Raw genomic sequence first — 26,038 nt, forward strand, 5'->3', positions numbered from 1 at the left:
TGGCGCTGACCCGGTGTTATCGAACACTCGAATACAGCTAATCATTTCTCTCGGGATCACCCAATTACCAGGTTAAGGCCTGATTTTTCGACTATGCTTTTTCCTCAAGTCTCTGAAAAGGGCAGTAAAAGGATGAGGAGAGCAGCATGATAATCTCAAAGGTCTGGGCGGGTTCGCTGGCGCTGTTCGCCGCGATGAGCTTGCCCCTACAGGCCGCATCACCCGTCACGGTGGGATCAAAAATTGATACTGAAGGGGCGCTGCTCGGCAATATTATTTTGCAGGTGCTCGAAAACCACGGCGTGAAAACCGTCAACAAAGTCCAGTTGGGAACCACGCCAGTGGTGCGCGGGGCCATCACCTCCGGCGAGCTGGATATTTATCCAGAATATACCGGAAACGGGGCTTTCTTCTTTAAAGACGAGAATGACCCAGCATGGAAAAATGCGCAGGCCGGTTATGAAAAAGTCAAAAAACTGGATGCCGAACAGAACAAGCTGGTCTGGTTAACGCCTGCGCCTGCCAATAATACCTGGACCATTGCGGTTCGCCAGGATGTCGCCGAAAAGAATAAACTCGTATCGTTGGCGGACCTGGGACGTTACCTAAAAGACGGCGGGACGTTCAAACTGGCCGCTTCGGCGGAGTTTATCGAACGTACTGACGCGCTGCCCGCGTTTGAAAAAGCTTACGGCTTTACGCTTAATCAGAATCAGCTTTTATCGCTGGCAGGGGGTGACACAGCGGTGACAATTAAAGCTGCTGCGCAGCAAACCTCGGGTGTCAATGCCGCGATGGCCTACGGCACCGACGGTCCTGTTGCGGCGCTGGGATTACAAACGCTCAGCGATCCGAAAGGCGTCCAGCCTATCTATGCTCCTGCGCCGGTCGTGCGCGAATCGGTATTGCAGGCCTACCCAAAAATGGCGGAGTGGCTGCAGCCGGTCTTTGCCAGTCTGGATGAAAAAACGCTGCAACAGCTTAATGCCAGTATCGCCGTTGAAGGGCTGGATGCGAAAAAAGTCGCAGCAGATTACCTGAAGCAAAAAGGATGGGTGAAGTAACGGAATTTGCATCAGGTGAGTACGGTGTCAAAGATATCTGTCAATCGGGTGCTGTTGCTGCTGGTGTTATTAACCATGGCTGCTGCAGCGCTGCCTTTCATCAGCTATGCCCCCAATCGACTGGTTTCCGGTGAAGGTCGACAACTCTGGGAACTCTGGCCCGATTTCGTGTGGGGGCTGGCTGTGGTGTTTTTGCTGCTGCTTGCTCTGTGCTTTATACCGGGAAACGCAGGTAACGTATTAACCCTGATGGTGGTGCAACTGCTGCTGATTGCGGCGTTGATTGCCGCCGGTAAAACGGCTACCTGGCTGGCGCAGACGGGAAGTCCGCTGGCAAGAACCAGCCTCGGTAGCGGATTCTGGCTTGGGCTGGGATTAATGCTGCAGGCTCTAAGCGACGCGATTCGTCGACTCACCGCAAGGCCACTGTGGCGCTGGTTATTGCATATGCAAATAGCCACCGTCCCCGTTGTGTTGTTGATGACCGGGATGTTCAACGACCTTTCTCTGCTCAAAGAGTACGCCAATCGCCAGGATGTCTTCGATGACGCGCTGGCGCAACATCTGACTATCCTGCTCGGAACCGTGCTGCCTGCGCTGTTGATTGGTATCCCACTGGGCATATGGTGCGCCTTCTCGACGTCGCGCCAGGGGCCGGTATTTGCTGTACTGAACATCATCCAGACCATTCCCTCCGTGGCGCTGTTTGGCCTGCTGATTGCGCCGCTTGCCGGGCTGGTTCAGCATTTTCCCTGGTTAGGCGGGTTGGGTATTGCCGGAACCGGGCTGGCCCCTGCGCTGATTGCGCTGGTGCTGTACGCGCTACTGCCGCTGGTGCGTGGCGTGGTGGCGGGGCTGAATCAGGTTCCGCGCGATGTGCTGGAAAGCGCCCGGGCAATGGGGATGAGCCCGCGTCAGCGTTTCTGCGCGGTACAGTTCCCGCTAGCGTTACCGGTCTTCTTGCGCAGTTTACGGGTGGTGATGGTGCAGACGGTGGGGATGGCCGTTATTGCCGCGCTGATTGGTGCGGGGGGATTTGGCGCGCTGGTTTTCCAGGGGTTGCTCAGCAGTGCCGTCGATTTAGTGCTGCTGGGGGTCGTCCCGGTGGTGGTGCTGGCGGTGCTCATTGATGCCCTGTTTGATTTAGGTTTAGCACTGCTGAAGGTGAACGTTGATGATTGAATTTAACCATGTCAGTAAAACCTTTGGCCAACAAAACGCGGTCAACGATCTCAACCTGCATTTTCGCGAAGGCAGCTTTTCAGTATTGATTGGGACGTCGGGTTCGGGGAAGTCCACCACGCTAAAGATGATTAACCGACTGGTGGAGCATGACAGCGGGACGATCCGCTTTGCCGGTGAAGAGATCCGCAGCCAGCCGGTGCTGGAGTTAAGGCGGCGGATGGGCTACGCCATTCAGTCTATTGGATTGTTTCCGCACTGGACCGTTGCGCAGAACATCGCCACCGTGCTGAAACTACAAAAGTGGTCGCGCTCGCGTATTGATGACCGAACAGAGGAACTGATGACGCTACTGGGGCTGGAAGAGAGCTTGCGTCACCGTTATCCCCATCAGCTCTCTGGCGGGCAACAGCAGCGGGTCGGGGTGGCACGTGCGCTGGCCGCCGATCCCCAGGTGCTGTTGATGGATGAACCCTTTGGTGCGCTGGATCCGGTAACACGTAGCGCATTGCAACAGGAGATGACCCGGATCCACCGCTTACTGGGGCGGACCATTGTGCTGGTCACCCACGATATTGATGAGGCGTTGAGGCTGGCGGAACATCTGGTACTGATGGACGCAGGCCAGGTGGTGCAACAAGGCACGCCGCTATCGATGCTCACGACGCCAGCTAACGATTTCGTACAAACCTTTTTTGGCCGCAGCGAACTGGGCGTACGGTTGCTGGCGCTGCGCACCGTGGGTGAGTTTACCCGTCGACATGAACAACTCGGCGGTGAGCCTCTGGTGGACGAGATGACGCTCCGTGATGCGCTCTCCGCTTTTGTGGCGCGAGGTTGCGAAGTTTTACCGGTGGTCGACGCACAGGGGACCACCTGCGGAACGCTCCATTTTCAGGATTTACTTTCATCGAGGCCTCACCGTGAAATATCTGTTTGATCCGCTGCTGTGGCTGGTTATCTGTTTTTTGCTGCTGTTGGCGGGCTTGCCTCATAGCCAGGTGCTGTTTAGCGCGTGGTTTCCGCAGTTGCCGCGTCCGGTTTATCAGCAGGAGAGTTTTCTGGCGCTGGCGCTGGCCCATTTTAGTCTGGTCGGGATCTCGAGCCTGGTTGCGGTGATCGTTGGCATGGGGGCGGGGATTGCGGTGACCCGTTCATGGGGAACCGAGTTCAGACCGTTGGTGGAAACCATTGCCGCAGTGGGGCAAACTTTTCCTCCGGTCGCCGTGCTAGCCATCGCCGTCCCGGTGATGGGATTTGGTCCGGAGCCAGCCATCATTGCGCTGATTTTGTACGGCGTGTTACCGATCTTACAGGCAACGCTGGCAGGGCTGGGCGGGGTATCGACCGGTGTGCTGGACATTGCCAATGGGATGGGGATGAGTGACGGGCAACGGTTGCGTAAAGTGGAGCTGCCGCTGGCCGCGCCGGTCATTGTGGCCGGAATTCGCACGTCGGTGATTATTAATATTGGCACCGCGACGATCGCCTCAACCGTGGGCGCAAACACGCTGGGAACGCCGATTATCATCGGACTTAGCGGGTTTAACACCGCTTATGTGATACAAGGCGCGCTATTGGTCGCATTGGCGGCGATCATTGTCGATCGCGGCTTTGAGCGCTTAGCGCAGCGCCTTACCCGGCACGTAAAATAAAGGTATAACCTGCAAGCATCACACCGCCGATACCGCCGATGGCCATCAGCAGGAAGAGGGTGATCACACCGATTTTAGCTGCGCTCATGATGTACTCCTTATGTTAATAGAAGGATTGTACACGTTTGTTAATGAAATATTAAATACCGAGTGGATAAATATCGTGGCCCAGCGCACGCCACTCCGTTAATTGCTGTTGTTGAGCCGGCGTCTGGTTATCGCCACACCAGACCAGTAATGTCCGGCCTTCAAACAGTTCCGGTCTTAGCTGATTTAACGAGTGGGCCAGCACGTCAACCCGCCACCCCTGCTGGCTGGCGACCCAGCCTTCCAGCCATAGCCGAGTGGTATCGTGAATATTCCAGCCGACGACCAGCGCATCTTTACCCTGCTTTTTACGGGCAGAGGCGAGGCAAATTGCAATGTAGTTAATAAGCACGCCGTCGAGGATACCAAGCAGCGCCTGAAGAATAGGTTGCTGGCATTGCAGGCGTCGCCGCAAAGGAATGAACAGGTGGGTATTAAGCGTTTGTGCGGGATAATCCTGACCACGCTCTTTGATCCACAGTCGGAGGCTATGCAGATTATTACTTTGCAGATAGCTCAACAGTGTTTCTTGCTGCTCACGCCAGCCGTTGTGCACATCAATGCTCTCATTGCTGAGCAATGTTTTAACCTTGCTGACCTGAACACCGTTGTTTATCCAGCGTTTTATCTCACGTATCCTGTCGATGTCCGCATCGTTAAACAGGCGATGACCGCCGTCTGTGCGCTGCGGTTTCAGTAATCCATAACGCCTCTGCCACGCACGTAAAGTGACAGGATTGATATCACAAAGCAAAGCCACTTCACCTATGGTGTAAAGCGCCATTTGTTGTCTCACTCTTGCTCGCGAGGTCCCAGTTTTACTTTAGACGCTCTTTTGCGAACCAGGTAGTTTTGTCTGTTTTTTGTTCAGATGCCGGGTGATTTTGTAATCATCCCCACTCTTTTGAGTGATCGTTCTCACAATTTCCTTTTTTTTTGCAACAGTTCAAAGAAAGTTATGCGCAGCCAATGTATGTTACGCGCTTTTAAGTAGACTGTGGTTGGCGGGTATGTACGAGTTTAATCTGGTGTTGCTGCTGCTACAGCAGATGTGTGTGTTTCTCGTTATCGCGTGGCTGATGAGCAAAACGCGTTTATTTATTCCGTTGATGCAGGTGACTGTCAGACTGCCGCACAAACTCCTTTGCTACGTTACCTTTTCTATCTTCTGTATTCTTGGCACCTATCTGGGGCTGCATATTGAAGATTCTATTGCCAACACCCGTGCGATTGGCGCGGTGATGGGCGGCTTGCTTGGCGGTCCGGTTGTTGGGGGGCTGGTCGGGCTGACCGGTGGTCTGCATCGTTATTCGATGGGCGGCATGACAGCGCTGAGCTGCATGATCTCGACCATTGTCGAGGGCCTGCTCGGAGGGCTGGTACACAGTGTACTGACTCGTCGAGGTCGTACCGATAAAGTCTTTAGCCCGCTGACGGCGGGCGCGATTACTTTTTTTGCCGAACTGGTGCAGATGCTGATCATTTTACTGATTGCGCGTCCCTTTGATAATGCGCTGCATCTGGTGAGTAATATTGCTGCGCCGATGATGGTCACCAATACCGTGGGTGCGGCGTTGTTTATGCGCATTTTGCTAGACAAACGGGCCATGTTCGAAAAATACACCTCGGCTTTTTCTGCCACCGCGCTAAAGGTTGCCGCCTCTACGGAAGGGATTTTGCGGCAGGGATTCAATGAGGTTAACAGCATGAAGGTCGCCCAAGTGCTGTACGAGGAACTGGACATCGGCGCAGTGGCGATCACTGATCGCGATAAGCTGCTGGCCTTCACCGGAATTGGTGACGACCATCATCTGCCCGGCAGGCCAATTTCATCTTCTTATACCCAAAAGGCGATTGAAACCGGAGAAGTGGTTTATGCCGACGGGAACGAAGTGCCTTACCGCTGCTCGCTACATCCGCAATGCAAATTAGGCTCGACGCTGGTGATCCCTCTGCGTGGTGAAAACCAGCGGGTGATGGGGACCATCAAGCTGTATGAAGCCAAAAACCGCCTGTTTAGCTCGATCAACCGCACGCTTGGCGAAGGGATTGCGCAACTGCTGTCGGCGCAGATCCTCGCCGGACAATATGAGCGCCAAAAAGCGATGCTCACGCAGTCAGAAATTAAACTCCTGCATGCGCAGGTGAATCCTCATTTTTTGTTTAATGCGCTTAATACGATCAAAGCCGTGATCCGCCGCGACAGCGAACAGGCCAGCCAGTTGGTGCAATATCTCTCGACCTTCTTTCGCAAAAACTTAAAACGTCCGTCTGAGATTGTGACGCTGGCCGATGAGATTGAACACGTTAACGCCTACCTGCAAATTGAAAAGGCACGGTTCCAGTCGCGTCTGCAGGTCACGTTAACGGTACCGGATGAACTTTCGCATCAGCAATTGCCTGCCTTTACCTTGCAGCCCATCGTGGAGAATGCCATTAAGCACGGTACCTCGCAGTTGCTCGACACCGGAGAAGTCTCTATTACCGCCCGACGTGAAGGGCAGTATCTGATGCTGGATATCGAAGATAATGCCGGGCTGTATTTGCCGACAACCGAAGCCAGCGGACTGGGGATGAATCTGGTGGATAAACGACTGCGAGAGCGGTTTGGCGATGATTTTGGCATCACCGTAGTGTGCGATCCCGACCACTTTACCCGAATCACTTTACGACTTCCCCTGGAGGAACTGGCATGATCAAAGTGTTGATTGTGGATGACGAACCGTTAGCGCGGGAAAATCTGCGGATCCTGTTGCAGGAGCAAAGCGACATTGAGATTGTGGGGGAATGTTCGAATGCGGTGGAAGCCATCGGCGCGGTACACAAATTACGCCCGGATGTGCTGTTTCTCGATATTCAGATGCCGCGCATTAGCGGCCTAGAAATGGTCGGTATGCTCGATCCGGAACATCGCCCGTATATCGTTTTTCTGACCGCTTTTGATGAGTACGCGGTGAAAGCCTTTGAAGAACATGCTTTTGATTATTTGCTCAAGCCGATAGAAGAAACCCGGCTGGAGAAAACGCTGATCCGTTTACGTCAGGAACGCACGAAGCAGGATGTGTCGGTGTTGCCGGAAAATCAGCAGGCGTTAAAATTTATACCGTGTTCCGGACATAGCCGCATTTATCTGCTGCAAATGGATGATGTCGCTTTTGTCAGCAGCCGTATGAGCGGTGTTTTTGTTACCAGCAGCGACGGTAAAGAAGGTTTTACCGAGCTTACGCTGAGAACGCTGGAGAGTCGCACGCCGCTGTTGCGTTGTCATCGACAATACCTGGTTAACATGGCGCAGTTGCAGGAAATTCGCCTGGAAGATAACGGCCAGGCCGAGTTGATTTTACGTAACGGTCTGACCGTGCCGGTGAGTCGCCGTTATCTTAAAAGCCTAAAAGAGGCGATTGGTCTGTAAAACTGATACACTGCGCGCCATTGCATCATCGACAGTTGAAGGCTCTATGCTAAGTAACGATATTCTTCGTAGCCTGCGCTACACCCTGAAAGCGAACAATAACGACATGGTGCGGATTCTTGCGCTTGCTGACATGGAATCCACCTCCGCAAGTTTCGATACCTGGATGACGAAAGAAGATGAAGACGGGTTTGTTCGCTGCCCGGACATCATTCTCTCCGGTTTTTTAAACGGCCTGATCTACCATCTGCGCGGTAAAGATGATTCGGCGCCTGAACTGGCGCTTGAGCGTCGTGTGAACAACAATACGGTACTGAAAAAGCTGCGTATCGCCTTTTCACTGAAAACCGATGATATTCTGGCGATCATGACCGAGCAGAAATTCCGTGTGTCGATGCCGGAAATTACCGCCATGATGCGTGCGCCGGACCATAAAAACTACCGCGAGTGTGGGGATCAGTTTTTACGCTATTTCCTGCGCGGTTTGACCAAACGAGTGCACAGCGTGAAAGCGTAAACAAGACTGGCGGCCTCGGATAAAACCGGGTCGCCGGTGTGATTATTTTACTTCTTTAAAGCCCGCCGCCTCCATTACCGTTTGCATTTGTTTCATGCTGATATTTTTATCGGCTTTCTCAGAAAGCGTCATCCCGGAAATTGCCTGCAACGCTTTCATATCGATTTTTTCCATATCGATGGAGACATTTTCCTGCGCGTAGGTATCTGCGTAGGTGAGTTTTTCCTCTACGCCAGCAATATTGCGATATTTGGCGCTTAATGCGTCGAATACTTTTGCCGCATCTTCTTTATTGGTGGCGCCAACAGACGCATAGCTGATTTTGCTTTCAGAGATTTGCTTCAGAACTTTGTCGCCCTTATAAGTATAAATAATTGTAATGTCAGCACCGTTAAGGTTGGCGTTGAATTTTTTGGTCTCTTCTTTATCGCCACATCCGGCGAGAGAAAAAACCAGAACCGACGCTATGGCCACCGTAAATAATTTTTTTAACGTTTTCATGTAAAACTCCATTTTATGATTATCGAATACCAGTGCGGCATAGAATAAGGCTAATACCTGTGACTGAGCAGTCCGAAAATGGAGTAGGGGAGTATTTCAGATTAGGGGAATATCTAATGCGATAAAAAAGCGCTGCGATTGCAGCGCTTGAGATGTTTAACTTATTTCACCTGTTGACCCGGTTTGGCACCTTCGTCAGGGCTTAACAGGAAGATATCTTTCCCGCCAGGACCTGCCGCCATAACCATCCCTTCAGAAATGCCGAAGCGCATTTTGCGCGGCGCCAGGTTCGCAACCATAATGGTCTGGCGACCAATCAGCACCTGCGGGTCCGGGTAGGCTGAACGGATACCGGAGAAAACATTACGCTTTTCACCGCCGAGATCCAGCGTCAGGCGCAGCAGTTTGTCAGAACCTTCTACGAACTCGGCGTTTTCAATCAGCGCCACGCGCAGGTCAACTTTGGCGAAGTCGTCAAAGGTGATGGTTTCCTGAATCGGGTCATCGGCCAGTGGACCGGTTACCGGTGCGGCAGCGGCTTTCACTTCATCTTTAGACGCCTCAACCAGCGCTTCCACCTGTTTCATGTCGATGCGATTGTAGAGCGCCTTAAAGGTGTTAACCTTGTGGCCGAGTAGCGGTTGCTGGATGGCATCCCAGGTCAGTTCGCTGTTCAGGAATGCTTCGACACGTTCACTTAACGTCGGCAGAACCGGCTTCAGGTAGGTCATCAGAACGCGGAACAGGTTGATGCCCATGGAACAAATCGCCTGCAGATCGGCATCGCGGCCTTCCTGTTTAGCGACAACCCACGGAGCCTGTTCGTCAACGTAGCGGTTAGCTACGTCGGCCAGTGCCATAATTTCACGGATAGCTTTACCAAATTCACGGCTTTCCCATGCTTCGCCAATAACCGTTGCGGCGTCGGTGAAGGTTTTATACAGCGCTGGGTCGGCCAATTCAGTCGCCAGAACGCCGTCAAAACGCTTAGCAATAAAGCCTGCGTTACGGGACGCCAGGTTGACCACTTTGTTAACGATATCGGCGTTAACGCGCTGGACAAAGTCTTCCAGGTTCAGGTCGATGTCATCAATACGTGAAGAAAGCTTCGCCGTGTAGTAGTAACGCAGGCTGTCGGCGTCAAAGTGCTTCAGCCAGGTGCTGGCCTTAATGAAGGTACCGCGAGATTTGGACATCTTCGCGCCATTTACCGTCACATAACCGTGGACGAACAGGTTGGTCGGCTTACGGAAGTTACTGCCTTCCAGCATGGCTGGCCAGAACAGACTGTGGAAGTAGACGATATCTTTGCCGATGAAGTGATACAGCTCGGCGTCAGAATCTTTCTTCCAGTATTCATCGAAGCTGGTGGTGTCGCCGCGCTTGTCGCACAGGTTTTTGAACGAACCCATATAGCCAATTGGCGCATCCAGCCAGACGTAGAAGTACTTGCCTGGTGCATTCGGGATTTCGAAACCGAAGTACGGTGAGTCACGGGAAATGTCCCACTGCTGCAGGCCGGATTCAAACCATTCCTGCATTTTGTTTGCCACTTGCTCTTGCAACGCACCGCTGCGCGTCCATGCCTGCAGCATCTCGCTGAATGATGGCAGGTCAAAGAAGAAGTGTTCTGAGTCACGCATCACCGGCGTCGCGCCAGAAACGACGGATTTCGGCTCGATAAGTTCGGTCGGACTGTAGGTTGCGCCGCAGACTTCACAGTTATCGCCGTACTGATCCGGAGATTTACATTTCGGGCAGGTGCCTTTTACGAAACGATCCGGCAGGAACATGCCTTTTTCCGGATCGTAAAGCTGAGAGATAGTGCGGTTCTTAATAAAACCGTTTTCCTTCAGGCGAGTGTAAATAAGCTCGGACAACTCACGGTTCTCTTCGCTGTGCGTAGAGTGGTAGTTGTCATAGCTGATGTCAAAACCTGCAAAATCAGTCTGATGCTCCTGACTCATTTCACCGATCATCTGCTCAGGTGTAATACCAAGCTGCTGGGCTTTCAGCATGATTGGCGTACCGTGTGCGTCGTCTGCGCAGATGAAGTTTACCTGGTGGCCGCGCATTCGCTGGTAACGGACCCAGACATCAGCCTGGATGTGCTCCAGCATATGGCCGAGGTGGATAGAGCCGTTGGCGTACGGCAGCGCGCACGTTACCAGAATTTTCTTCGCGACTTGAGTCATAGTGGGCAATTACTTCTTTTGTAGTGAAAAGGGCTTTGATAGTACCAAAATGGTAATTACTGCGCCAAGTGATAAGGGCATTTATCCTTAAATGAATAATTGTCGCGGTTGGAGTAAACTACCCGGTGACAATCGTCTTTTCAGAACAACAAAAAGGAGTCGGGATGAACGCACAATCCCAGGCCAAATCACCAGAAACCCTGCGCGCGATGGTCGCCGGGACGCTGGCGAATTTTCAGCATTCAACCCTGAAGCATAATCTGACGACGCTAAAAGCGTTGCACCATGTCGCCTGGATGGATGACACGCTGCACGTTGAGCTGGTGATGCCATTCGTCTGGCACAGCGCGTTTGAGGTATTAAAAGAGCAATGCAGTGCCGATCTATTGCGCATCACTGGCGCGAAAGCCATTGACTGGAAGCTGTCGCACAACATCGCGACGCTGAAACGCGTGAAAAACCAGCCGGGCATCAACGGTGTGAAGAACATCATTGCCGTCAGTTCCGGTAAAGGTGGGGTGGGGAAATCCTCAACCGCCGTTAACCTGGCGCTGGCGCTCGCCGCGGAAGGCGCGAAGGTCGGTATTCTCGATGCCGATATTTATGGCCCGTCTATCCCGACGATGCTCGGTGCAGAAAATCAGCGCCCGACTTCACCGGACGGCACCCATATGGCGCCGATTATGTCTCATGGCCTGGCAACCAACTCCATTGGTTATCTGGTTACTGACGATAACGCCATGGTGTGGCGCGGCCCGATGGCCAGTAAAGCGCTGCTGCAGATGCTGCAAGAAACCTTATGGCCGGATCTCGATTATCTGGTCCTGGATATGCCGCCGGGCACCGGTGACATTCAGCTGACCCTGGCGCAGAACATTCCTGTAACGGGGGCGGTTGTGGTCACGACGCCGCAGGACATCGCGTTGATCGATGCGAAAAAAGGCATCGTGATGTTCGAGAAGGTGGAAGTGCCGGTTCTGGGCATCGTTGAGAACATGAGTATGCATATCTGCAGTAACTGTGGTCATCATGAGCCGATCTTCGGCACCGGTGGCGCGCAGAAGCTGGCAGAGCAGTATCATACTCAGTTGCTGGGACAAATGCCGCTGCATATTTCTCTGCGTGAAGATCTCGATCGTGGTACGCCGACGGTTATCAGTCGTCCAGACAGCGAATTCACCGCGATTTACCGTGACCTGGCGGGGCGTGTAGCCGCACAGCTTTACTGGCAGGGTGAAGTGATCCCGGGTGAGATTGCGTTCCGCGCCGTGTAATCACTGCTACAGATATTCACCGCATTAATAATATATTGATGCGGTGAATATATTGTGTAAAAAGTCTCCGCAATATTGTTCATCCTGTCTGTATAAATCCATTTGTTTTTCCGAAATAAACCCTCAACAGATCATTTGAATTGATCCAATCAATTATATTAATCTACACTTTCAATTGGTTTATGCGGGCTGTTTAGTTTGTCGCCCTTTGAACACGCTGTTTTTATACTGTTTACGTTAACCACAGGAATCATGATTAAAATGAGAAACAATTTGCTGGTGGGAATAATAATGCTGACTTATGGAATCAACTTTCCTGTCTTCGCCTCTGATACGGCAACATTGACCATTAGCGGAAACGTTACCGCTCCGACCTGCAGCACTGATGTTGTGGATAGCCAGTTACAGCAGCGGTGTGGCAATACCTCCCGTCTTTCAAACACCACAAAGGTCGTTTTAACACCCGTCAGAGGCGTGGTCACCGAAGTTGTTACTGTTAAAGGCGATACTCCGCGACAGATTGTGCTAAACCGTTACGATTAAGTATCTAAATTTATTATTTTAATAAATGATTTATTTAATGTTATTTGTTTGTAGAATAACTATGGGCAGTTAATTGCACTAATTTATTAATTCTAAATATAAACGTAAGAGAAACATATTTGTTGTAATTATATTGCTAGTTGTTATTTGTTTTAAATCAACAAAACAATACGTTTACATTGCAGTAACGATCTTCCTGTGCGAATTTAATTTCAAGAGTTAACCACTCTTAACAAATAAAAATTAATTTATTAAGGAAGATGCTATGAAACATTCAATTATTTCTGCTGCTGTACTGTCTGCTGTATTTATGAGCGCTGGGGCTTTTTCTGCTGATTCTGATCAGGGCGAATTGGTTATTACTGGTAAGGTCGTAGGGACTACCTGTAAATTTACCGGAGATACAACCGCGACCATTGGTATGAACCAAATTGGTGCCGATCGATTAAATGCTTTAACTCCTGGTGGCGTTTATGATGGATATTCAAATAAAACAACAGTGCCATTGATAGTTGAATGTACTGGCTCTGTAGCACCAAAAATTACTTTCTCTAGTTCTCAATTTGATAGCTCAAATAAATACATTACACGAAATACTGCATCGAGTAATGGTGCTGGTTTTGCAGTCTATTATGGTAATGACTTTACAAAACAGGTTAATCCTGAAACTGGTATTCAGCTAACCAAAACAGCCGATAATAAATATGTTCTGGACTTTAGTGCGCGTTACGCGAAAGTGGATTCTACCACCGTTACCGGTGGTGACGTTGCCTCTTCGCTGACGATGACCGTTGTTACTGATTAAGATTTATATCCTGTTTTTCGGCGGCTGCGGCCGCCGGTTCTTTCTGTAGTAAGGATAATCATAATGAAAAAATTATTAGTATTATTGCTGGCCGGCTCGGTAATGCCAGCATGGGGAGGTATCTATATTTATGGCACCCGGATCATTTATCCGGCGCAGAAAAAAGAGATTACCGTGCAGATCATGAACGAAGGCAGTCGTGGCGCGCTGGTACAGTCGTGGATAGATGACGGTGATACCAGTCTACCACCAGAGAAAATTCAGGTTCCTTTTGTGATGATGCCGCCCGTGGCAAAGGTTAGCGGTGGTTCCGGTCAGCAGCTAAAAATTAAGCAGTTGGCGAATACGTTGCCGCAAGATCGCGAAAGTCTGTTCTTCCTTAACGTGCTGGATATTCCGCCTAATTCCACGGAATCCGAAGGTAAGAACATTATTAAATTCGCTATGCAAAACCGTATCAAATTTATTTATCGCCCACAGGGCATCACCGGCGTGGACAAAAATAGTTTTTCTCGTCTGAATGTCAGCTATGCCAGAGGTGCTATCAAGATTAAAAACAATTCGGCCAACTGGATAACTATTCCCGAGCTGGTAGGTAATTCTAAAATTAACAAAGAAACGCTGCTACTTGCACCGTGGACGGACAAAACAATTACCACGCCAGCAGTTGTTAATCATTACAATGTTACACTTATTGATGATCACGGAAATTATTTGAGTGAAAAAATAAAAACTGAAAAATAGCTCAAGGACGGGTTATGTCAAAGATCAATTCGATTACACTGGCCATCTTGTCGGTACTGGCGACTTCATCATCTGTATGGGCCGAAGAAGAAACGTTTGATACGCACTTTATGATCGGTGGTTTAAATGGTGAAAAAATCTCCCGCTATCAAATTGCTGGTGATAAGCCAATACCCGGCATGTATGAAATGGATGTTTATTTGAATGACCATTGGCGCGGCCATTATGATATTAATATTAAAGCCGATCCCGATGAGACGTGTTTATCCAGGACACAGTTACAGCAAATTGGTATTCGTACTGACGGTATTAAAGCTGATAAAAGTGTGGATTGTGTGCCGTTACGAGCAGCTGTACAGGGCGGTAGCATTAGTTATGATATCGGGCAATTTGTACTAAATTTAAGCGTGCCTCAAGCCTATGTGAATGAACATGAGCCAGGTTATATGCCGCCCGAAACCTGGGACCGCGGGATTAACGCATTTTATACGTCTTATTATGCCAGCCAGTATTACAGTAATTATAAGAATGGTGGCGATGATAAAAGCAGTTATGTGAGTCTGAATAGCGGATTGAACTTGCTGGACTGGCAGTTGCATTCGAATGCCAACTATACGAAAGGCAACGAGGGTAGCGGAGAGTGGAAAAGTAATACCTTGTATATGGAACGTGGTATTCCCTCGATCCTTGGTACATTACGCGCCGGGGATATGTACACCGGAACAGATTTTTTTGATGCGGTACGGTTTCGCGGTGTGCGTATCTGGCGCGATATGCAAATGTTGCAAAACTCGAAACAGCGCTTTACGCCGGTAGTTCACGGGATAGCACAGAGCAACGCGCTGGTGTCTATTGAACAAAACGGTTTTATTATTTATCAGAAAGAGGTCTCTCCGGGGCCGTTCGCTATTGATGATTTGCAGCTTGCCGGAGGCGGCGCGGATCTGGATGTCAGTGTGAAAGAGGCCGATGGCTCGATAAGACATTACTTGGTGCCTTATTCATCAGTCCCCAATATGTTGCAGGCGGGTGTAGCGAAATATGATTTCGCCGCTGGTCGCAGCAACATTGAAGGTGCGAGCAATCAGTCTGATTTTATACAGGGTAGTTATCTGTATGGACTGAATAATCTACTGACGGTGTATGGCGGTTCAATGTTGTCAGATAACTATTCTTCATTTGTACTCGGCACCGGATGGAACACGCCGATTGGTGCGGTTTCGGTGGATGGAACGCGCTCGCACAGTGAACAGGATAACGGCGTTTTTGACGGGCAGAGCTATCAGGTCGCGTGGAATAAATATGTCGCACAGACTGGAACCCAGTTTGCGCTGGCGGCCTATCGCTACTCTTCGCGAGATTATCGTACCTTCAACGATCACGTGTGGGCGAATAACAAAAATAATTATGACCGGGACGAAAATGATGTTTATGACATCGTGGATTATTACCAGAATGACTTCGGTCGTAAGAACAGTTTCTCCCTAAATATCAACCAGGCATTGCCTGCCGACTGGGGATTTCTGGCAGCTAGCGGTCTGTGGCGCGATTACTGGCAACGTAGCGGGACGGGCAAAGATTATCAGTTGAGTTATTCGAACTCCTGGCAACGTGTCAGCTATACCTTTTCCGTTAGCCAAACGTACGATGAGGATAATCACGAGGATAAGCGTTTTAACCTGTATATCTCCATTCCGTTCTCGTGGGGTGATGGCATTTCCTCACAGCGGCGCGATCTGTTTGTCTCTAACTCGACGACGTTCGATGATGATGGTTATCAGTCGAATAACACCAGCTTAAGCGGTGTGGCAGGTAATCGCGATCAGTTCAGCTACGGTGCTAACCTCAGTCATCAGCGGCAGGGGAACGAGACAATGGCGGGGGGAAGCCTGGTCTGGCGTGCGCCGAAGGCGACGCTCGGCGGCAGCTATAGCCAGTCGAATAAATACCAGCAGGCAAGTGGCAATATTCAGGGCGGTGTCGTGGTGTGGTCAGATGGCGTGGTGCTAACTCCCCGGCTTTCAGATACTTTTGCCATTGTTAAAGCACTGGGATTACAGGGCGCGGCGGTGCAGGGACATCGTTATTTAACGACGGACAGTAAAGGTTACGCGGTTTATGACAGCCTGACGCCGTATCGCGAGAACATGCTGATGTTGGATCTTTCCGATAGCAACAGTGATGTGGCGCTGCTTGGTAACCGTAAGGGTGCGGTGCCATATCGTGGGGCGGTTCTGCTGGCGGAGTATGAAACCGATCGGCGTAAACCCTGGTATTTTCTCGCCCAGCGTCCGGATGGTACACCGTTATCGTTCGGTTATGAGGTCGAAGATAATTCCGGCAATAACGTTGGTCTGGTCGGCCAGGGCAGTCGATTATTTATTCGCACCAACGACATTCCCGCGTCGGTACGCGTTGCGGTCAATAAACAGCAGGGACAATTCTGCACAATTACCTTTGATAAGGTGATTGAAGAGATCAAAGTCTATATTTGCCGATAAGGATGCGAAATTTGAAAGAATATCTGTGTTTAATATTTTTACTATTGTCATCCTTTGGGGTACAGGCCGGATGTACGTTTCAGTCGTTAAACGGAGGAGCGTCGACAATCAATCTGGATATGACATCAGGTACGGCGACGGCTAAAGTAAACCTCAATGCCAGTGGCGATATAACATGTACTGCTAACAGCGATAGTTTATATTATGCGACGCTACTCAAGGATTATATTGTTGCTATCCAGGGGAGCAACGGCAAGAAGGTGTTAATTAATATTAATTTAACGAGTAATGATTTCCCCGTCAGTATTGGTAGGACAACTGTGAGTGCCAGTGAAACACTAAATACCAAAAACTTTACCATTACAGCAAGTTATTTGAGTTCAGGCACCGCAAAACAGACGGTATCTGGCGATGCGTTTAGTTTGAGTGATTCTGTGGTCAGTATTACTGCTGAAAATGCCTGCACAGACAACTGGGTAGCTTATCTCTTTTGTTGGGCTACAAAGCGGTTGTCGAACTCTTCAACCTATACCCAGAATATGAATTTCACTGTTACACACAAACCAACGACCTGTCGTTTCTCTCAGGCAACATACAAAATTAATATGCCAGATACCACGCTAAACGAAATGCTAAGTGCAAGCAATACCAAGTCAGGTTCTACAGATCTGGTACTTAATTGTGAAAGCATCTACAACGTCACCTCAAACCCGGTAAATTTCAAGGTTGCACGTGGCGACTGGAATGACAGCGGAACTATATTGAGAAATACATTAATGAATGGCGCAAAAGGAGTAGGTTTCCAGATTTACAGTGGTAGTACAACCACGCCGTTAAAATTGGGCGATATTCTGATGAATAAAATAGCTAAACTGGCGACGATCAATAATCAATACACTTTCCCCATCACTGCGAAATATGTCCGCGTTATCGGAGAGCCATTACAGCCAGGTGATGTACAAAGTAAAGTGATCTTTGCGGTATCGTATGACTGATTGACGTAATGGTACTCTTTTCTGATTTCACGTACTTTCTTGCTGAAAGTACGTGTTTTACTTATCTTACCTGTGATAAAAAATCTCGCCATCATAGGCTTTAATGATTTTGCCGTCGGCATCGTTAATCAACACATACGCACCGCCCATATAGGTCCAGTGTGTACCTGCTGCCGGTGCTGGCAGGTTACGCTGATTCCACTGCTTAATCGCGTATTCATCGGTACGATACAGCGCCGGGACCGTGTCGCCCGGTTTGAAATGGGTGAAGTCAGCAATAAAGCCGCTCAGCTCATATTTATCGATACCCTTAGGGGCTGCGATGGCGGCAGGCGCAGCCCAGACGGCGCTTGTCACGAGCAGCAGTGCGCCCAGCAACATTTTATTCTTCATACCCATCCTCTCTACTTTTTCGGGTCATCAACAACAGTCGTGTATCATTCCGGGGTTTCAGGATACCTGACAAGCACTTTTTTGTTATTACTCCAGTCATTTCGTAAAAAGTGTAAATGAAGTACAGATATGCGGCAACGTTGGCCTGCAATTTACAACAGAGTGTGCAGACAGTATCCTGTTGCTGAAGCCGGTGTAACTCTATCTACAGGTTGGCGTACACCATAGCTACTATTCATTATCTCAATAGCACCTTCACGACCTAACGCCATACAATCCCCTGGAATTTGCATTCCATTTTCATCATATAAAAACAAATAAGCTGGTAATGACATATTTTAATTCCCGTCTTTATCAATAAAAAATGAATCTGAATAACTTTTACCATTAAGGCTATATGCAATATTGTACTGATAGCCATTATGTAACTTAATTTTAAAACAGGTATCAGGGTATGATAAAGAAACTCTATCATCAGCTTTGATCACTGTATATTTTTTGTCAGGCCAATAATAAATACTATAACGATCAAGTACGTCTGTTTTATTTACAGTGAAACAAATAGTATCACCTTCTCTAAACACGCTACGATGTTCAGCTACTGGCACACCTCCACCGGGGCAGCCTGAAAGAAGGAATATCACAGGTAGTATTAGTAATTGTTTCATCCGGGAAAATCCTTTAACACGGCTTTGTATCTTCTTATTAATTCATGAGTAGATAAGCTAGAGTTGTAATCTTTGTATTCTGCTAAATAAGATGTGTCTCTATTAAAGCCATATGTGACGAGTAGCCAATAATCACTAGCTATTGATGCTTGTTGTTCTAATCCATAATGGAGGAAATCAGCTTTATCTAAGGTATAACTGTAGTCAGCGAAGCGAGAAAATAAGCCTCTTGTTCTAACAAACATACCTTTTTGTGCTTGCCATGCGTGAACCATTTCGTGCATGAATCTATGTTTCTTTTGTAGATCTTGCTCTAATGAAAAATCAGGTGAATAGGTTTCTTCTCTAAACCATAGTTCGCCGTTAGGAGTCATAGCAACATCTACAGGTTGCATGTTGAAGGGGAGGTAGCTTTCACGATGTACCCAAATGCGGCTATAAATGAGGCTTCCACCGAAAAGCGTTTTAGCAAGAGCTATCTCACCTAACGTGAGTTGCCTGATTCCTCCAGCTACAATGGGTGTTCCTGATGTGGGTTTTATACTTTCATCAACTGGCATTCAATATCCCTCTGATCCTTGTAGGTATTGATCGTTAATCGTACTACCAAAAGGACAAAGTGAGGAAAAGGTTTTTCCGAGAAGGCTCCTAAAATCAAAGGGATTTAAGTAAAATTACATCAGATTTTAGTGTTGCTAAATATCGCCAGCTAAGAAACTGATTCGACGGAAGCTAGAAGCCACGATAGAGGGAAGGGCATAAGGGAACGATAAAGGAAGAGCATAATAGTTTACTTTTATTATTCCTCTAATGTTGATTTTAGGTATTTGGTTTTCTTTTATTGGTGTTTTGGCTAAAGTCTCTTAGATGCTGAAAAACTTGCTTTTCTGCTATTGGAAATGTTCAAGGTAAATATTCATCTTAAATAGTAACTTCACGGTACTAAAAAACATGTTTTTGTTGCTTTAAGCTCAATAAGTGTAGTTCATAGATGCTCTTGAACATGCTTATTTAGCTTAGAGCTATACATTTATAAAAATCCCTTCCTAATTTGATAAAATGAAATCTCCAATCAGAAATCATTCCTTGTCATATTAGGAAGATTTTTTATTTCTAAATTTCATGAGTGAATAATTATGCCCCGTTCGTTGCTCATGATGTTGAATCTAAGCGCCCTCAATGGGTGGCATTCTGGACTGATTTTTATAGTGCTGAACCTACTAATGATACTGTTAAAACGTTGCTTTCTGGCCTTACTAGCGTTGCCTCAAATGATTCAAAATCAATGATTGATATGTGTAAGGAAGCCTTTGATAGCTACATTGCTTGATCGGTGATTGGTTCGTAGAAATAAGGGATAGTAAACAAACCTCGCTTACTGGCGGGGTTTGTTGTTTTGACCTTCCTTTTATCGGTGATGTTAGTTTTTTGGTTCCCTCCTGCCTAGCGGTGAAGAAGCGATAACCGGGCGTAGGATTTGCTTGTCAAATCCGTACTTTCATACGCTCCTGATTCATTAATCGACTGTTCGAGCGGGTGAACACATTGTGGTGATTGATTACGTGATTTGCCTATTTCCAGTGTGATAAATACTGTGATAAATCGAAAATTCTTGCTCCTGTGGGTAAGCCCCGGTTACACTAAACATATACAAATTTTCAATGTGTAACTGATTGTTTTATAAATGAAATGACTCGGGGTGCCCTTCCTGGTGAAGGCTGAGAAATACCCGTACCACCTGATCTGGATAATGCCAGCGTAGGGAAGTCTGACACTGCCCGTGTCCCTTCTTTCACGCGGGCAGGAGCTGAACCATGCAGCCTGACCTGTACAGCCGCGCACTTGCGGCCCACACCTTGCACCAATTTAGAACGCTTTCCCCCCTCACGCATTGCATGACCAATGAGGTCGTGCAGAGCTTTACGGCCAATACGCTTCTGGCGTTGGGCGCGTCGCCTGCCATGGTGATTGAGCCTGAAGAAGCCAGCCAGTTTGCGGCTATTGCCGATGCGCTGCTGATTAACGTGGGTACCCTGACCGATAGACGCTCCATTGCCATGCGCGCAGCGGTTGAACAGGCGCTGCGGGCTAATACTCCCTGGACGCTCGATCCCGTTGCCGTTGGCGCACTGGAGTTTCGTCGTCATTTTTGCCTTGATTTACTCTCGTTTCAGCCCGCCGCTATTCGCGGTAACGCTTCTGAAATACTCGCTCTGGCAGGGATGATCGCGGGTGGTCGTGGTGTGGATACCACTGACTCTGCTGCTGCCGCTCTGCCTGCTGCGCAGACGCTGGCGCGTCGGGTCGCCACTATCGTGGTAGTGACCGGGGAAGTGGATTACGTTACCGATGGCCAGCGCACTGTGAGCGTGACTGGCGGTGATCCGCTGATGACGCGGGTGGTCGGCACCGGGTGCGCTTTGTCGGCAGTGGTGGCAGCCAGTTGCGCGTTGCAGGGTGACCGACTGGATAATGTTGCTTCCGCCTGTAGCTGGATGAAACAGGCCGGAAAATTGGCCACTGAACAATCAACAGGACCGGGAAGCTTTATTCCGGCATTCCTTGATGCTTTATACAACCTGAACGCACAGGAGCAGGCATGAAACGGATTAACGCATTAACGATTGCAGGAACCGATCCCAGCGGTGGCGCAGGTATTCAGGCTGATTTGAAAACGTTCTCGGCGCTCGGGGCTTACGGTTGCTCGGTCATCACGGCACTAGTGGCGCAAAATACGCGTGGTGTGCAGTCGGTTTATCGGATTGAACCTGATTTTGTGGCTGCGCAACTGGACTCCGTTTTCAGCGATGTGCGCATCGATACCACTAAAATCGGTATGCTGGCAGAAACGGATATTGTGGAGGCGGTCGCTGAGCGTTTACGCCGTCATCAGGTGCAAAACGTGGTGCTCGACACGGTGATGCTGGCGAAAAGTGGCGATCCGCTGCTGTCATCTTCTGCGGTCGAAACGCTGCGTACCCGCCTGTTGCCGCAGGTGTCGATCATCACGCCGAACCTGCCGGAGGCCGCGGCATTGCTTGAAACAACGCATGCCCGCACGGAACAAGAAATGCTGGCACAAGGGCGTGCATTACGGGTGCTGGGCTGCGAGGCGGTGCTGATGAAGGGCGGTCATCTGGATGACGCGCAAAGTCCTGACTGGCTGTTTACTCGCGATGGCGAGCAGCGCTTTACCGCGCCAAGAGTGATGACCAAAAATACACACGGCACCGGCTGTACGCTGTCGGCGGCACTGGCGGCGCTGCGTCCACGTCATGCCAACTGGGCCGATACGGTGCAGGAAGCCAAAATGTGGCTGTCGGCGGCGTTGGCACAGGCAGATACCCTGGAAGTGGGCGAGGGGATTGGTCCGGTTCATCATTTCCACGCGTGGTGGTGACGAACATAAATGCGTATACTGACTGAAGATTCGGCGTCCAGGAAAAAGATAAATGGAACAAGCGCATACCCAGCTTATCGCGCAACTGAATGAACGCATTTCAGCCGCAGATAACACGCCGCTGTATATGAAATTTGCGCAAACGGTGAAAAACGCCGTGCGCAGCGGGATTCTGGAGCATGGAAATATCCTGCCCGGCGAGCGCGATCTCAGCCAGTTGACCGGCGTTTCACGAATTACGGTACGTAAGGCAATGCAGGCGCTGGAAGAAGAAGGCGTAGTGACGCGCGCCCGCGGTTACGGGACGCAGATCAACAACATCTTCGAGTATTCGCTAAAAGAAGCGCGTGGTTTTTCGCAGCAGGTGGTGTTACGCGGTAAAAAGCCGGATACGTTGTGGGTCAATAAGCGCGTGGTGGCATGCCCGGAAGAGGTGGCTCAGCAGTTGGCGATTGCCGTGGGGAATGACGTCTTCCTGCTAAAGCGCATTCGCTACGTAGATGAAGACGCGGTTTCTATTGAAGAGTCATGGGTTCCAGCCCATCTAATCCATGACGTGGATGCCATTGGCGTTTCACTGTATGACTATTTTCGCAGCCAGCATATTTTCCCGCAGCGCACGCGCTCTCGCGTCAGCGCCCGCATGCCGGATGCGGAATTCCAGTCACATATTAAGATGGACAGCAAAGTACCGGTACTGGTGATCAAGCAGGTTGCACTTGATCAGCAGCACCGGCCCATTGAATACAGCATCAGCTATTGTCGAAGCGATCTATACGTCTTTGTGTGCGAGGAGTAACGCGTCCCGAGTTGGGGCGCAATCACCGCCACGATGCCCAACCACCCAAGATCCCACCGCATTGCCAAGCAGCACGGCATCAGCCAATGACCAACCTGATGCCAACCCGGCCAGCATGCCTCCGGCGTGACTGTCACCTGCGCCAATGGTGTCAACAACGGTCGTTGGAAATGCGGGCACGCAACCGGATGTTTGTTCGCTGAAATACCACGCGCCGTCTTTGTCATGGCGAATCACCACCGGTGTGGTAAAGCGCTTCACCCACTCGACACCAAAACATTCGACGTCGGCGCTTAGCCCGAATCGTTCAGCGGCAATCTCTGCCTCCTGGCGATTCAGTGACACAAACGGATGACAGGCCATAATTCGCGCCATTAGAGCATCAGGGATATCGCCGATGCGCGGACCAAAATCGATAAACGGCGTGGCCTCCTCAAGGCCTTCCAGCCACTGCACCAGCAACTCGCCACACGGTGAAGCCAATTGATAGCCTGAAAGATAAACCAGACTGTGGCGCGGGATCTTCAACTGAGCCAACCAGTCGGCGTTCCACTGATTTTCGACACCGCTGAAGGACATAAAGGTGCGTTCGCCATCCGGTTCGACTAACGCCAGACACCAGCCATTATCGCCTTCGGCATTGTCAATCAGACTGTGTAATCCCTCTTTTGCCATCCGGTTACGGATAATATCGGCCCATACTCCCTGACCTAACGGCAATGCATTACTGGCGTCGATACCTAAACGCTTAAGCGCGACGGCAATATTGAGCGCGCAGCCGCCAACGTTCACGCCTTGCTGTTTGAGTTCAATGTCACAGCCGCGCCAGGGAAGGGCATACGCATCGGCAATGACATCAATTACCGCCGCACCTACCACCGTAACTGGCCGCTGTGTGCGTAGTTGCGGGAGAAGTTGTGGCAGACGCATGGTGCTCATAGCGCCTCCCGCTGCTCGCGCAGTCGCATTAATCCACTGGCGTAGCGGATAAAGTCCAACTGATTTACCGTATCGAGCTCATGTTTCAATACCGGGTTAATCGCACTTACTCCGTGTAGCGCGCCGCAAATGGCGGTTGCCATCGCCCCGATGGTATCGGTATCGCCCCCCAGGTTCGCGCACAGAATAGCGCAGCGGTTGGGATCGGTCTGCGCCAGTTCGACCATGGCGATGGCGCAAGGCACGGATTCAATGGTACTGGTTCCGGCTCCCACCACCTGATACAACTGCTCACAGGCAGACTCAATGCCGTCGGCATTACGGACGATTTTCAGCGCCAGTTCAAGGCGTGCAGAGAGAGAGGCGCTAAAGGTGGTGATCCGTTTTTGCTGCGCATGCAGGGCAATGGCAGGCAGCGCGTCCACAATCTCTGACCATTTTTTGCCATCAATGGCGCGTGATACCGCCCATGCGACCACTACTGCACCAGCGATAGCCAGATCCGATTTATGCGTTGGGCTGGATGCCAGCGCCACATCATCGATGAAGGCATCAACATCGCGAGCGGGCAACAGGCATCCCAGCGGAGAAACGCGCATTGCCGCTCCGTTGGTAACTCCGTTGTTCTCCAGTTCGGCGACAGGTTTGCCGTCGCGAATGGCTTTTAGCGCAATTTTTGAGGTCGGGCCGAGCACGTTTTTATTAAAGGCATCAAAACGTTCGGCCCAGGCCAGAATATTGCGACCAATAACGTCTGGTACAATCTCACCGTCGCACTCAAGCAGGGCATCAGCCAGACACAGCGCCATGGACGTGTCGTCAGTGAACTCTGCCTGGTTAAAATAGCAGGCGGCATTATTTTCCGCTGGGCCGGGCAAAAAACGGTCGATCCAGCCGAAATGGGCTTTAACTCGGGTTCTTGGCCACAGTTCCGACGGCATACCCATCGCATCCCCTAACGCCTGCCCATAAAGAGCACCGAGAATACGTTCTGCTTTCATTTTACTTCCCCTTGTTTCAACGCTACATCGCGATCGTCCACCTTAATGGCGGTGATTTCTCTATCTGATTCGCGAAAGAAAATCATAAACATCACGGCAATGACGGCGATCATGACCGCGCCAAATCCCCACATACCAGCCCAGTTAAAGGTAAGACCATTAACTGGTTCCTTATAGGCAAACATTTTTTCCATCATCACCCCGCCCAGACGGTAACCGAGCAGGCTGCCGAATCCCTGACAGCAGAGGGTGATAAGCCCTTGTGCTGCGGTGCGCATGTGTACAGGCGCTTTTTTATCGACATAGATGTAGGCCGTGACGTAGTAGAAGTCGTAACTGACGCCGTGCAGCAGAATGCCGAGAAACAGCAGAGCGTAAGTGAAATATTCTTCCGCGCCGCCGTAAACGAAAAATCCGTAGCGGATAGCCGCAGTAATAAGACCAAGCAGTAATACCTTTTTAATGCCAAAACGTTTGGTGAAAAACGGCAACGCCAGCATAAAGAAGATTTCGGAGAATTGGCCCAGCGTCATCCAACCGGTGGCGTTTTTCATCCCAACTTCTGTCAGGTAACCGTTGGCGAAGATGTAATAGAACGCCAGCGGCATCGCAAACAGGAAAGAGCAAAAGAAAAAGACGAGGAAGTTCTTATCCCGCAGCAGGATCAGTGCATCCAGACCCAGCATGACTTTTAAATCCATTTTGCCGGTACTTTTCGGCGGTGTATCTGGCAAAAAGAAGGCAAAGACGCCTAATAACGCAGAGCTTCCGGCAGTGATAAGTAGAGGAATATTGGTGGGTGAGATGTCGCTATAGCCAAGCATTTGCGGTAAGAAACCGCAGGCTAAACCCGAAGCAATCCAGCCAATAGTGCCCATCACACGGATGCGCGGGAAATCACGTTCAACGTCCCCCACGTTGGCAAACGCGATACTGTTGGTTAGCGCAATCGTCGGCATATAAGTCAACGAATAGGCCAGTAACAGCGGAAAGAATCCGCTGAAAGTGGTTTGCTGGGCAGCGAAGTACATCAAAATAGCGCCGACGAACATCAACACGGCCAGGACTTTTTGCGCGGAGAAAAAACGGTCAGTGACAGAACCGACCAGGATGGGCGACAGGATTGCGGCTATTGCGGTACAGGCATAGGACCAGCCGATCTCCCCGGCGCTAAAGCCACTTTTACTCAGCCACAGCCACAGCGGTACAAACCAGGCGCCCCAGATAAACCACTCTACAAACATCATGAACGACAGCTTAACTGTAGTTTTCATCTTTAAATCCTTCATGACAGGTAAGGTACGCGCTGATAGTACCATTTGATAATACCTTTAAAATACCTTTGCGGTCTAAATTTGACCGC

At 49.9% G+C, this 26,038-nt stretch carries 26 protein-coding genes, 1 pseudogene and 1 riboswitch; of the genes and pseudogenes, 16 read left to right on the forward strand and 11 right to left on the reverse strand.

Going from position 1 to position 26,038, the window contains the following annotated elements; all coding sequences use genetic code 11:
* The first annotated feature begins 146 nt into the window (after positions 1 to 146).
* From osmF to E4Z61_RS02085, 4 genes are all read left to right on the forward strand, one after another.
* Entirely contained in the window at positions 147 to 1,064 is a 918-nt protein-coding gene (gene osmF, locus E4Z61_RS02070) for a glycine betaine ABC transporter substrate-binding protein OsmF (protein WP_135321312.1), read from the forward strand.
* 75 nt (positions 1,065 to 1,139) lie between these two features.
* Positions 1,140 to 2,246, forward strand: coding sequence for an ABC transporter permease (locus tag E4Z61_RS02075; RefSeq protein ID WP_135324852.1), 1,107 nt, complete (start codon positions 1,140 to 1,142; stop codon positions 2,244 to 2,246).
* On the forward strand, positions 2,239 to 3,186 hold the full coding sequence (locus E4Z61_RS02080) for an ABC transporter ATP-binding protein (protein ID WP_135321313.1): 948 nt from the start codon (positions 2,239 to 2,241) through the stop codon (positions 3,184 to 3,186). The genes E4Z61_RS02075 and E4Z61_RS02080 overlap by 8 nt, the downstream gene beginning before the upstream one ends.
* Positions 3,170 to 3,901 (forward strand): ABC transporter permease, encoded by a 732-nt coding sequence (locus tag E4Z61_RS02085; protein WP_135321314.1) that lies wholly within the window; start codon positions 3,170 to 3,172, stop codon positions 3,899 to 3,901. The genes E4Z61_RS02080 and E4Z61_RS02085 overlap by 17 nt, the downstream gene beginning before the upstream one ends.
* Here E4Z61_RS02085 and E4Z61_RS02090 read toward each other — a convergent pair.
* Positions 3,882 to 3,989: a protein YohO gene (locus E4Z61_RS02090; RefSeq protein WP_003027354.1), complete on the reverse strand. Its 108-nt coding sequence runs from the start codon at positions 3,987 to 3,989 to the stop codon at positions 3,882 to 3,884. The genes E4Z61_RS02085 and E4Z61_RS02090 overlap by 20 nt on opposite strands.
* A 51-nt stretch (positions 3,990 to 4,040) precedes the next feature.
* On the reverse strand, positions 4,041 to 4,772 hold the full coding sequence (gene mlrA, locus E4Z61_RS02095; protein WP_135321315.1) for an HTH-type transcriptional regulator MlrA: 732 nt from the start codon (positions 4,770 to 4,772) through the stop codon (positions 4,041 to 4,043).
* A gap of 226 nt (positions 4,773 to 4,998) precedes the next feature.
* On the opposite strand from mlrA, the gene E4Z61_RS02100 reads away from it, so the two are divergent.
* The 3 genes from E4Z61_RS02100 to E4Z61_RS02110 are packed head-to-tail and all read left to right on the forward strand — an operon-like array spanning position 4,999 to position 7,917.
* The gene (locus E4Z61_RS02100) at positions 4,999 to 6,684 is read left to right on the forward strand and encodes a sensor histidine kinase (RefSeq protein ID WP_135321316.1); all 1,686 of its coding nucleotides are present in this window, start codon (positions 4,999 to 5,001) and stop codon (positions 6,682 to 6,684) included.
* Positions 6,681 to 7,400 (forward strand): two-component system response regulator BtsR, encoded by a 720-nt coding sequence (gene btsR, locus E4Z61_RS02105; protein ID WP_115258047.1) that lies wholly within the window; start codon positions 6,681 to 6,683, stop codon positions 7,398 to 7,400. The genes E4Z61_RS02100 and btsR overlap by 4 nt, the downstream gene beginning before the upstream one ends.
* A gap of 46 nt (positions 7,401 to 7,446) precedes the next feature.
* Complete coding sequence (locus E4Z61_RS02110) at positions 7,447 to 7,917, forward strand: YehS family protein (RefSeq protein WP_135321317.1); 471 nt, start codon at positions 7,447 to 7,449, stop codon at positions 7,915 to 7,917.
* Between the two features lie 42 nt (positions 7,918 to 7,959).
* On the opposite strand, the gene E4Z61_RS02115 is transcribed toward E4Z61_RS02110, so the two are convergent.
* Both E4Z61_RS02115 and metG read right to left on the reverse strand, forming a co-directional pair.
* Entirely contained in the window at positions 7,960 to 8,418 is a 459-nt protein-coding gene (locus E4Z61_RS02115; RefSeq protein ID WP_135321318.1) for a YehR family lipoprotein, read from the reverse strand.
* 161 nt (positions 8,419 to 8,579) lie between these two features.
* Complete coding sequence (gene metG / locus E4Z61_RS02120; RefSeq protein WP_135321319.1) at positions 8,580 to 10,613, reverse strand: methionine--tRNA ligase; 2,034 nt, start codon at positions 10,611 to 10,613, stop codon at positions 8,580 to 8,582.
* A gap of 164 nt (positions 10,614 to 10,777) precedes the next feature.
* On the opposite strand from metG, the gene apbC reads away from it, so the two are divergent.
* From apbC to E4Z61_RS02150, 6 genes are all read left to right on the forward strand, one after another.
* Positions 10,778 to 11,887, forward strand: a complete 1,110-nt coding sequence (gene apbC / locus E4Z61_RS02125) for an iron-sulfur cluster carrier protein ApbC (RefSeq protein WP_135321320.1) — start codon at positions 10,778 to 10,780, stop codon at positions 11,885 to 11,887.
* A gap of 261 nt (positions 11,888 to 12,148) precedes the next feature.
* Positions 12,149 to 12,430 carry a DUF2574 family protein gene (locus tag E4Z61_RS02130; RefSeq protein WP_135324853.1) on the forward strand — a complete coding sequence of 94 codons (282 nt, stop codon included), beginning with the start codon at positions 12,149 to 12,151 and terminating at the stop codon, positions 12,428 to 12,430.
* Positions 12,431 to 12,695: 265 nt separating this feature from the next.
* Positions 12,696 to 13,235 carry a fimbrial protein YehD gene (yehD, locus tag E4Z61_RS02135; protein ID WP_135321321.1) on the forward strand — a complete coding sequence of 180 codons (540 nt, stop codon included), beginning with the start codon at positions 12,696 to 12,698 and terminating at the stop codon, positions 13,233 to 13,235.
* 63 nt (positions 13,236 to 13,298) lie between these two features.
* Complete coding sequence (locus E4Z61_RS02140; RefSeq protein ID WP_135321322.1) at positions 13,299 to 13,979, forward strand: fimbrial assembly chaperone; 681 nt, start codon at positions 13,299 to 13,301, stop codon at positions 13,977 to 13,979.
* Positions 13,980 to 13,993: 14 nt separating this feature from the next.
* Positions 13,994 to 16,480 carry a fimbrial biogenesis outer membrane usher protein gene (locus tag E4Z61_RS02145; protein WP_135321323.1) on the forward strand — a complete coding sequence of 829 codons (2,487 nt, stop codon included), beginning with the start codon at positions 13,994 to 13,996 and terminating at the stop codon, positions 16,478 to 16,480.
* An 11-nt stretch (positions 16,481 to 16,491) separates the two neighbouring features.
* Positions 16,492 to 17,475, forward strand: a complete 984-nt coding sequence (locus E4Z61_RS02150; protein ID WP_135321324.1) for a fimbrial protein — start codon at positions 16,492 to 16,494, stop codon at positions 17,473 to 17,475.
* Between the two features lie 66 nt (positions 17,476 to 17,541).
* Here the strand turns inward: E4Z61_RS02150 and rcnB are convergent, their stop codons facing one another.
* The 4 genes and pseudogenes from rcnB to E4Z61_RS02170 all read right to left on the reverse strand — a co-directional run bounded on the left by rcnB (position 17,542) and on the right by E4Z61_RS02170 (position 19,096).
* The gene (gene rcnB / locus E4Z61_RS02155) at positions 17,542 to 17,874 is read right to left on the reverse strand and encodes a Ni(II)/Co(II) efflux transporter accessory subunit RcnB (RefSeq protein ID WP_135321325.1); all 333 of its coding nucleotides are present in this window, start codon (positions 17,872 to 17,874) and stop codon (positions 17,542 to 17,544) included.
* Between the two features lie 188 nt (positions 17,875 to 18,062).
* A pseudogene (locus E4Z61_RS02160) lies at positions 18,063 to 18,203 on the reverse strand (Hcp family type VI secretion system effector); the annotation flags it as partial.
* Positions 18,204 to 18,206: 3 nt separating this feature from the next.
* Positions 18,207 to 18,536 carry a putative T6SS immunity periplasmic lipoprotein gene (locus tag E4Z61_RS02165; protein ID WP_135321326.1) on the reverse strand — a complete coding sequence of 110 codons (330 nt, stop codon included), beginning with the start codon at positions 18,534 to 18,536 and terminating at the stop codon, positions 18,207 to 18,209.
* A complete protein-coding gene (locus tag E4Z61_RS02170) occupies positions 18,533 to 19,096 on the reverse strand; it encodes a type IV secretion protein Rhs (protein WP_135321327.1) in 564 nt (187 codons plus the stop codon). The genes E4Z61_RS02165 and E4Z61_RS02170 overlap by 4 nt, the downstream gene beginning before the upstream one ends.
* A gap of 1,125 nt (positions 19,097 to 20,221) precedes the next feature.
* Positions 20,222 to 20,318: riboswitch (TPP riboswitch) on the forward strand.
* A gap of 32 nt (positions 20,319 to 20,350) precedes the next feature.
* Between E4Z61_RS02170 and thiM the strand changes: the two genes are divergently transcribed.
* The 3 genes from thiM to E4Z61_RS02185 are packed head-to-tail and all read left to right on the forward strand — an operon-like array spanning position 20,351 to position 22,735.
* A complete protein-coding gene (thiM, locus tag E4Z61_RS02175; RefSeq protein WP_135321328.1) occupies positions 20,351 to 21,139 on the forward strand; it encodes a hydroxyethylthiazole kinase in 789 nt (262 codons plus the stop codon).
* A complete protein-coding gene (gene thiD, locus E4Z61_RS02180) occupies positions 21,136 to 21,936 on the forward strand; it encodes a bifunctional hydroxymethylpyrimidine kinase/phosphomethylpyrimidine kinase (protein WP_135321329.1) in 801 nt (266 codons plus the stop codon). The genes thiM and thiD overlap by 4 nt, the downstream gene beginning before the upstream one ends.
* A gap of 52 nt (positions 21,937 to 21,988) precedes the next feature.
* A complete protein-coding gene (locus tag E4Z61_RS02185) occupies positions 21,989 to 22,735 on the forward strand; it encodes a GntR family transcriptional regulator (protein ID WP_135321330.1) in 747 nt (248 codons plus the stop codon).
* On the opposite strand, the gene E4Z61_RS02190 is transcribed toward E4Z61_RS02185, so the two are convergent.
* Genes E4Z61_RS02190 through E4Z61_RS02200 form a run of 3 tightly spaced genes read right to left on the reverse strand, consistent with a single transcriptional unit; the run spans position 22,709 to position 25,949 of the window.
* Complete coding sequence (locus E4Z61_RS02190) at positions 22,709 to 23,674, reverse strand: PfkB family carbohydrate kinase (protein ID WP_135321331.1); 966 nt, start codon at positions 23,672 to 23,674, stop codon at positions 22,709 to 22,711. The genes E4Z61_RS02185 and E4Z61_RS02190 overlap by 27 nt on opposite strands.
* Positions 23,671 to 24,675, reverse strand: coding sequence for an ADP-ribosylglycohydrolase family protein (locus E4Z61_RS02195; RefSeq protein WP_135321332.1), 1,005 nt, complete (start codon positions 24,673 to 24,675; stop codon positions 23,671 to 23,673). Before E4Z61_RS02195 ends, E4Z61_RS02190 begins: the two co-directional genes overlap by 4 nt.
* Positions 24,672 to 25,949, reverse strand: coding sequence for a nucleoside permease (locus tag E4Z61_RS02200; protein ID WP_135321333.1), 1,278 nt, complete (start codon positions 25,947 to 25,949; stop codon positions 24,672 to 24,674). The genes E4Z61_RS02195 and E4Z61_RS02200 overlap by 4 nt, the downstream gene beginning before the upstream one ends.
* Positions 25,950 to 26,038: the final 89 nt, after the last annotated feature.

It is taken from the genome of Citrobacter tructae, from assembly GCF_004684345.1.
Classification (GTDB): domain Bacteria; phylum Pseudomonadota; class Gammaproteobacteria; order Enterobacterales; family Enterobacteriaceae; genus Citrobacter; species Citrobacter tructae.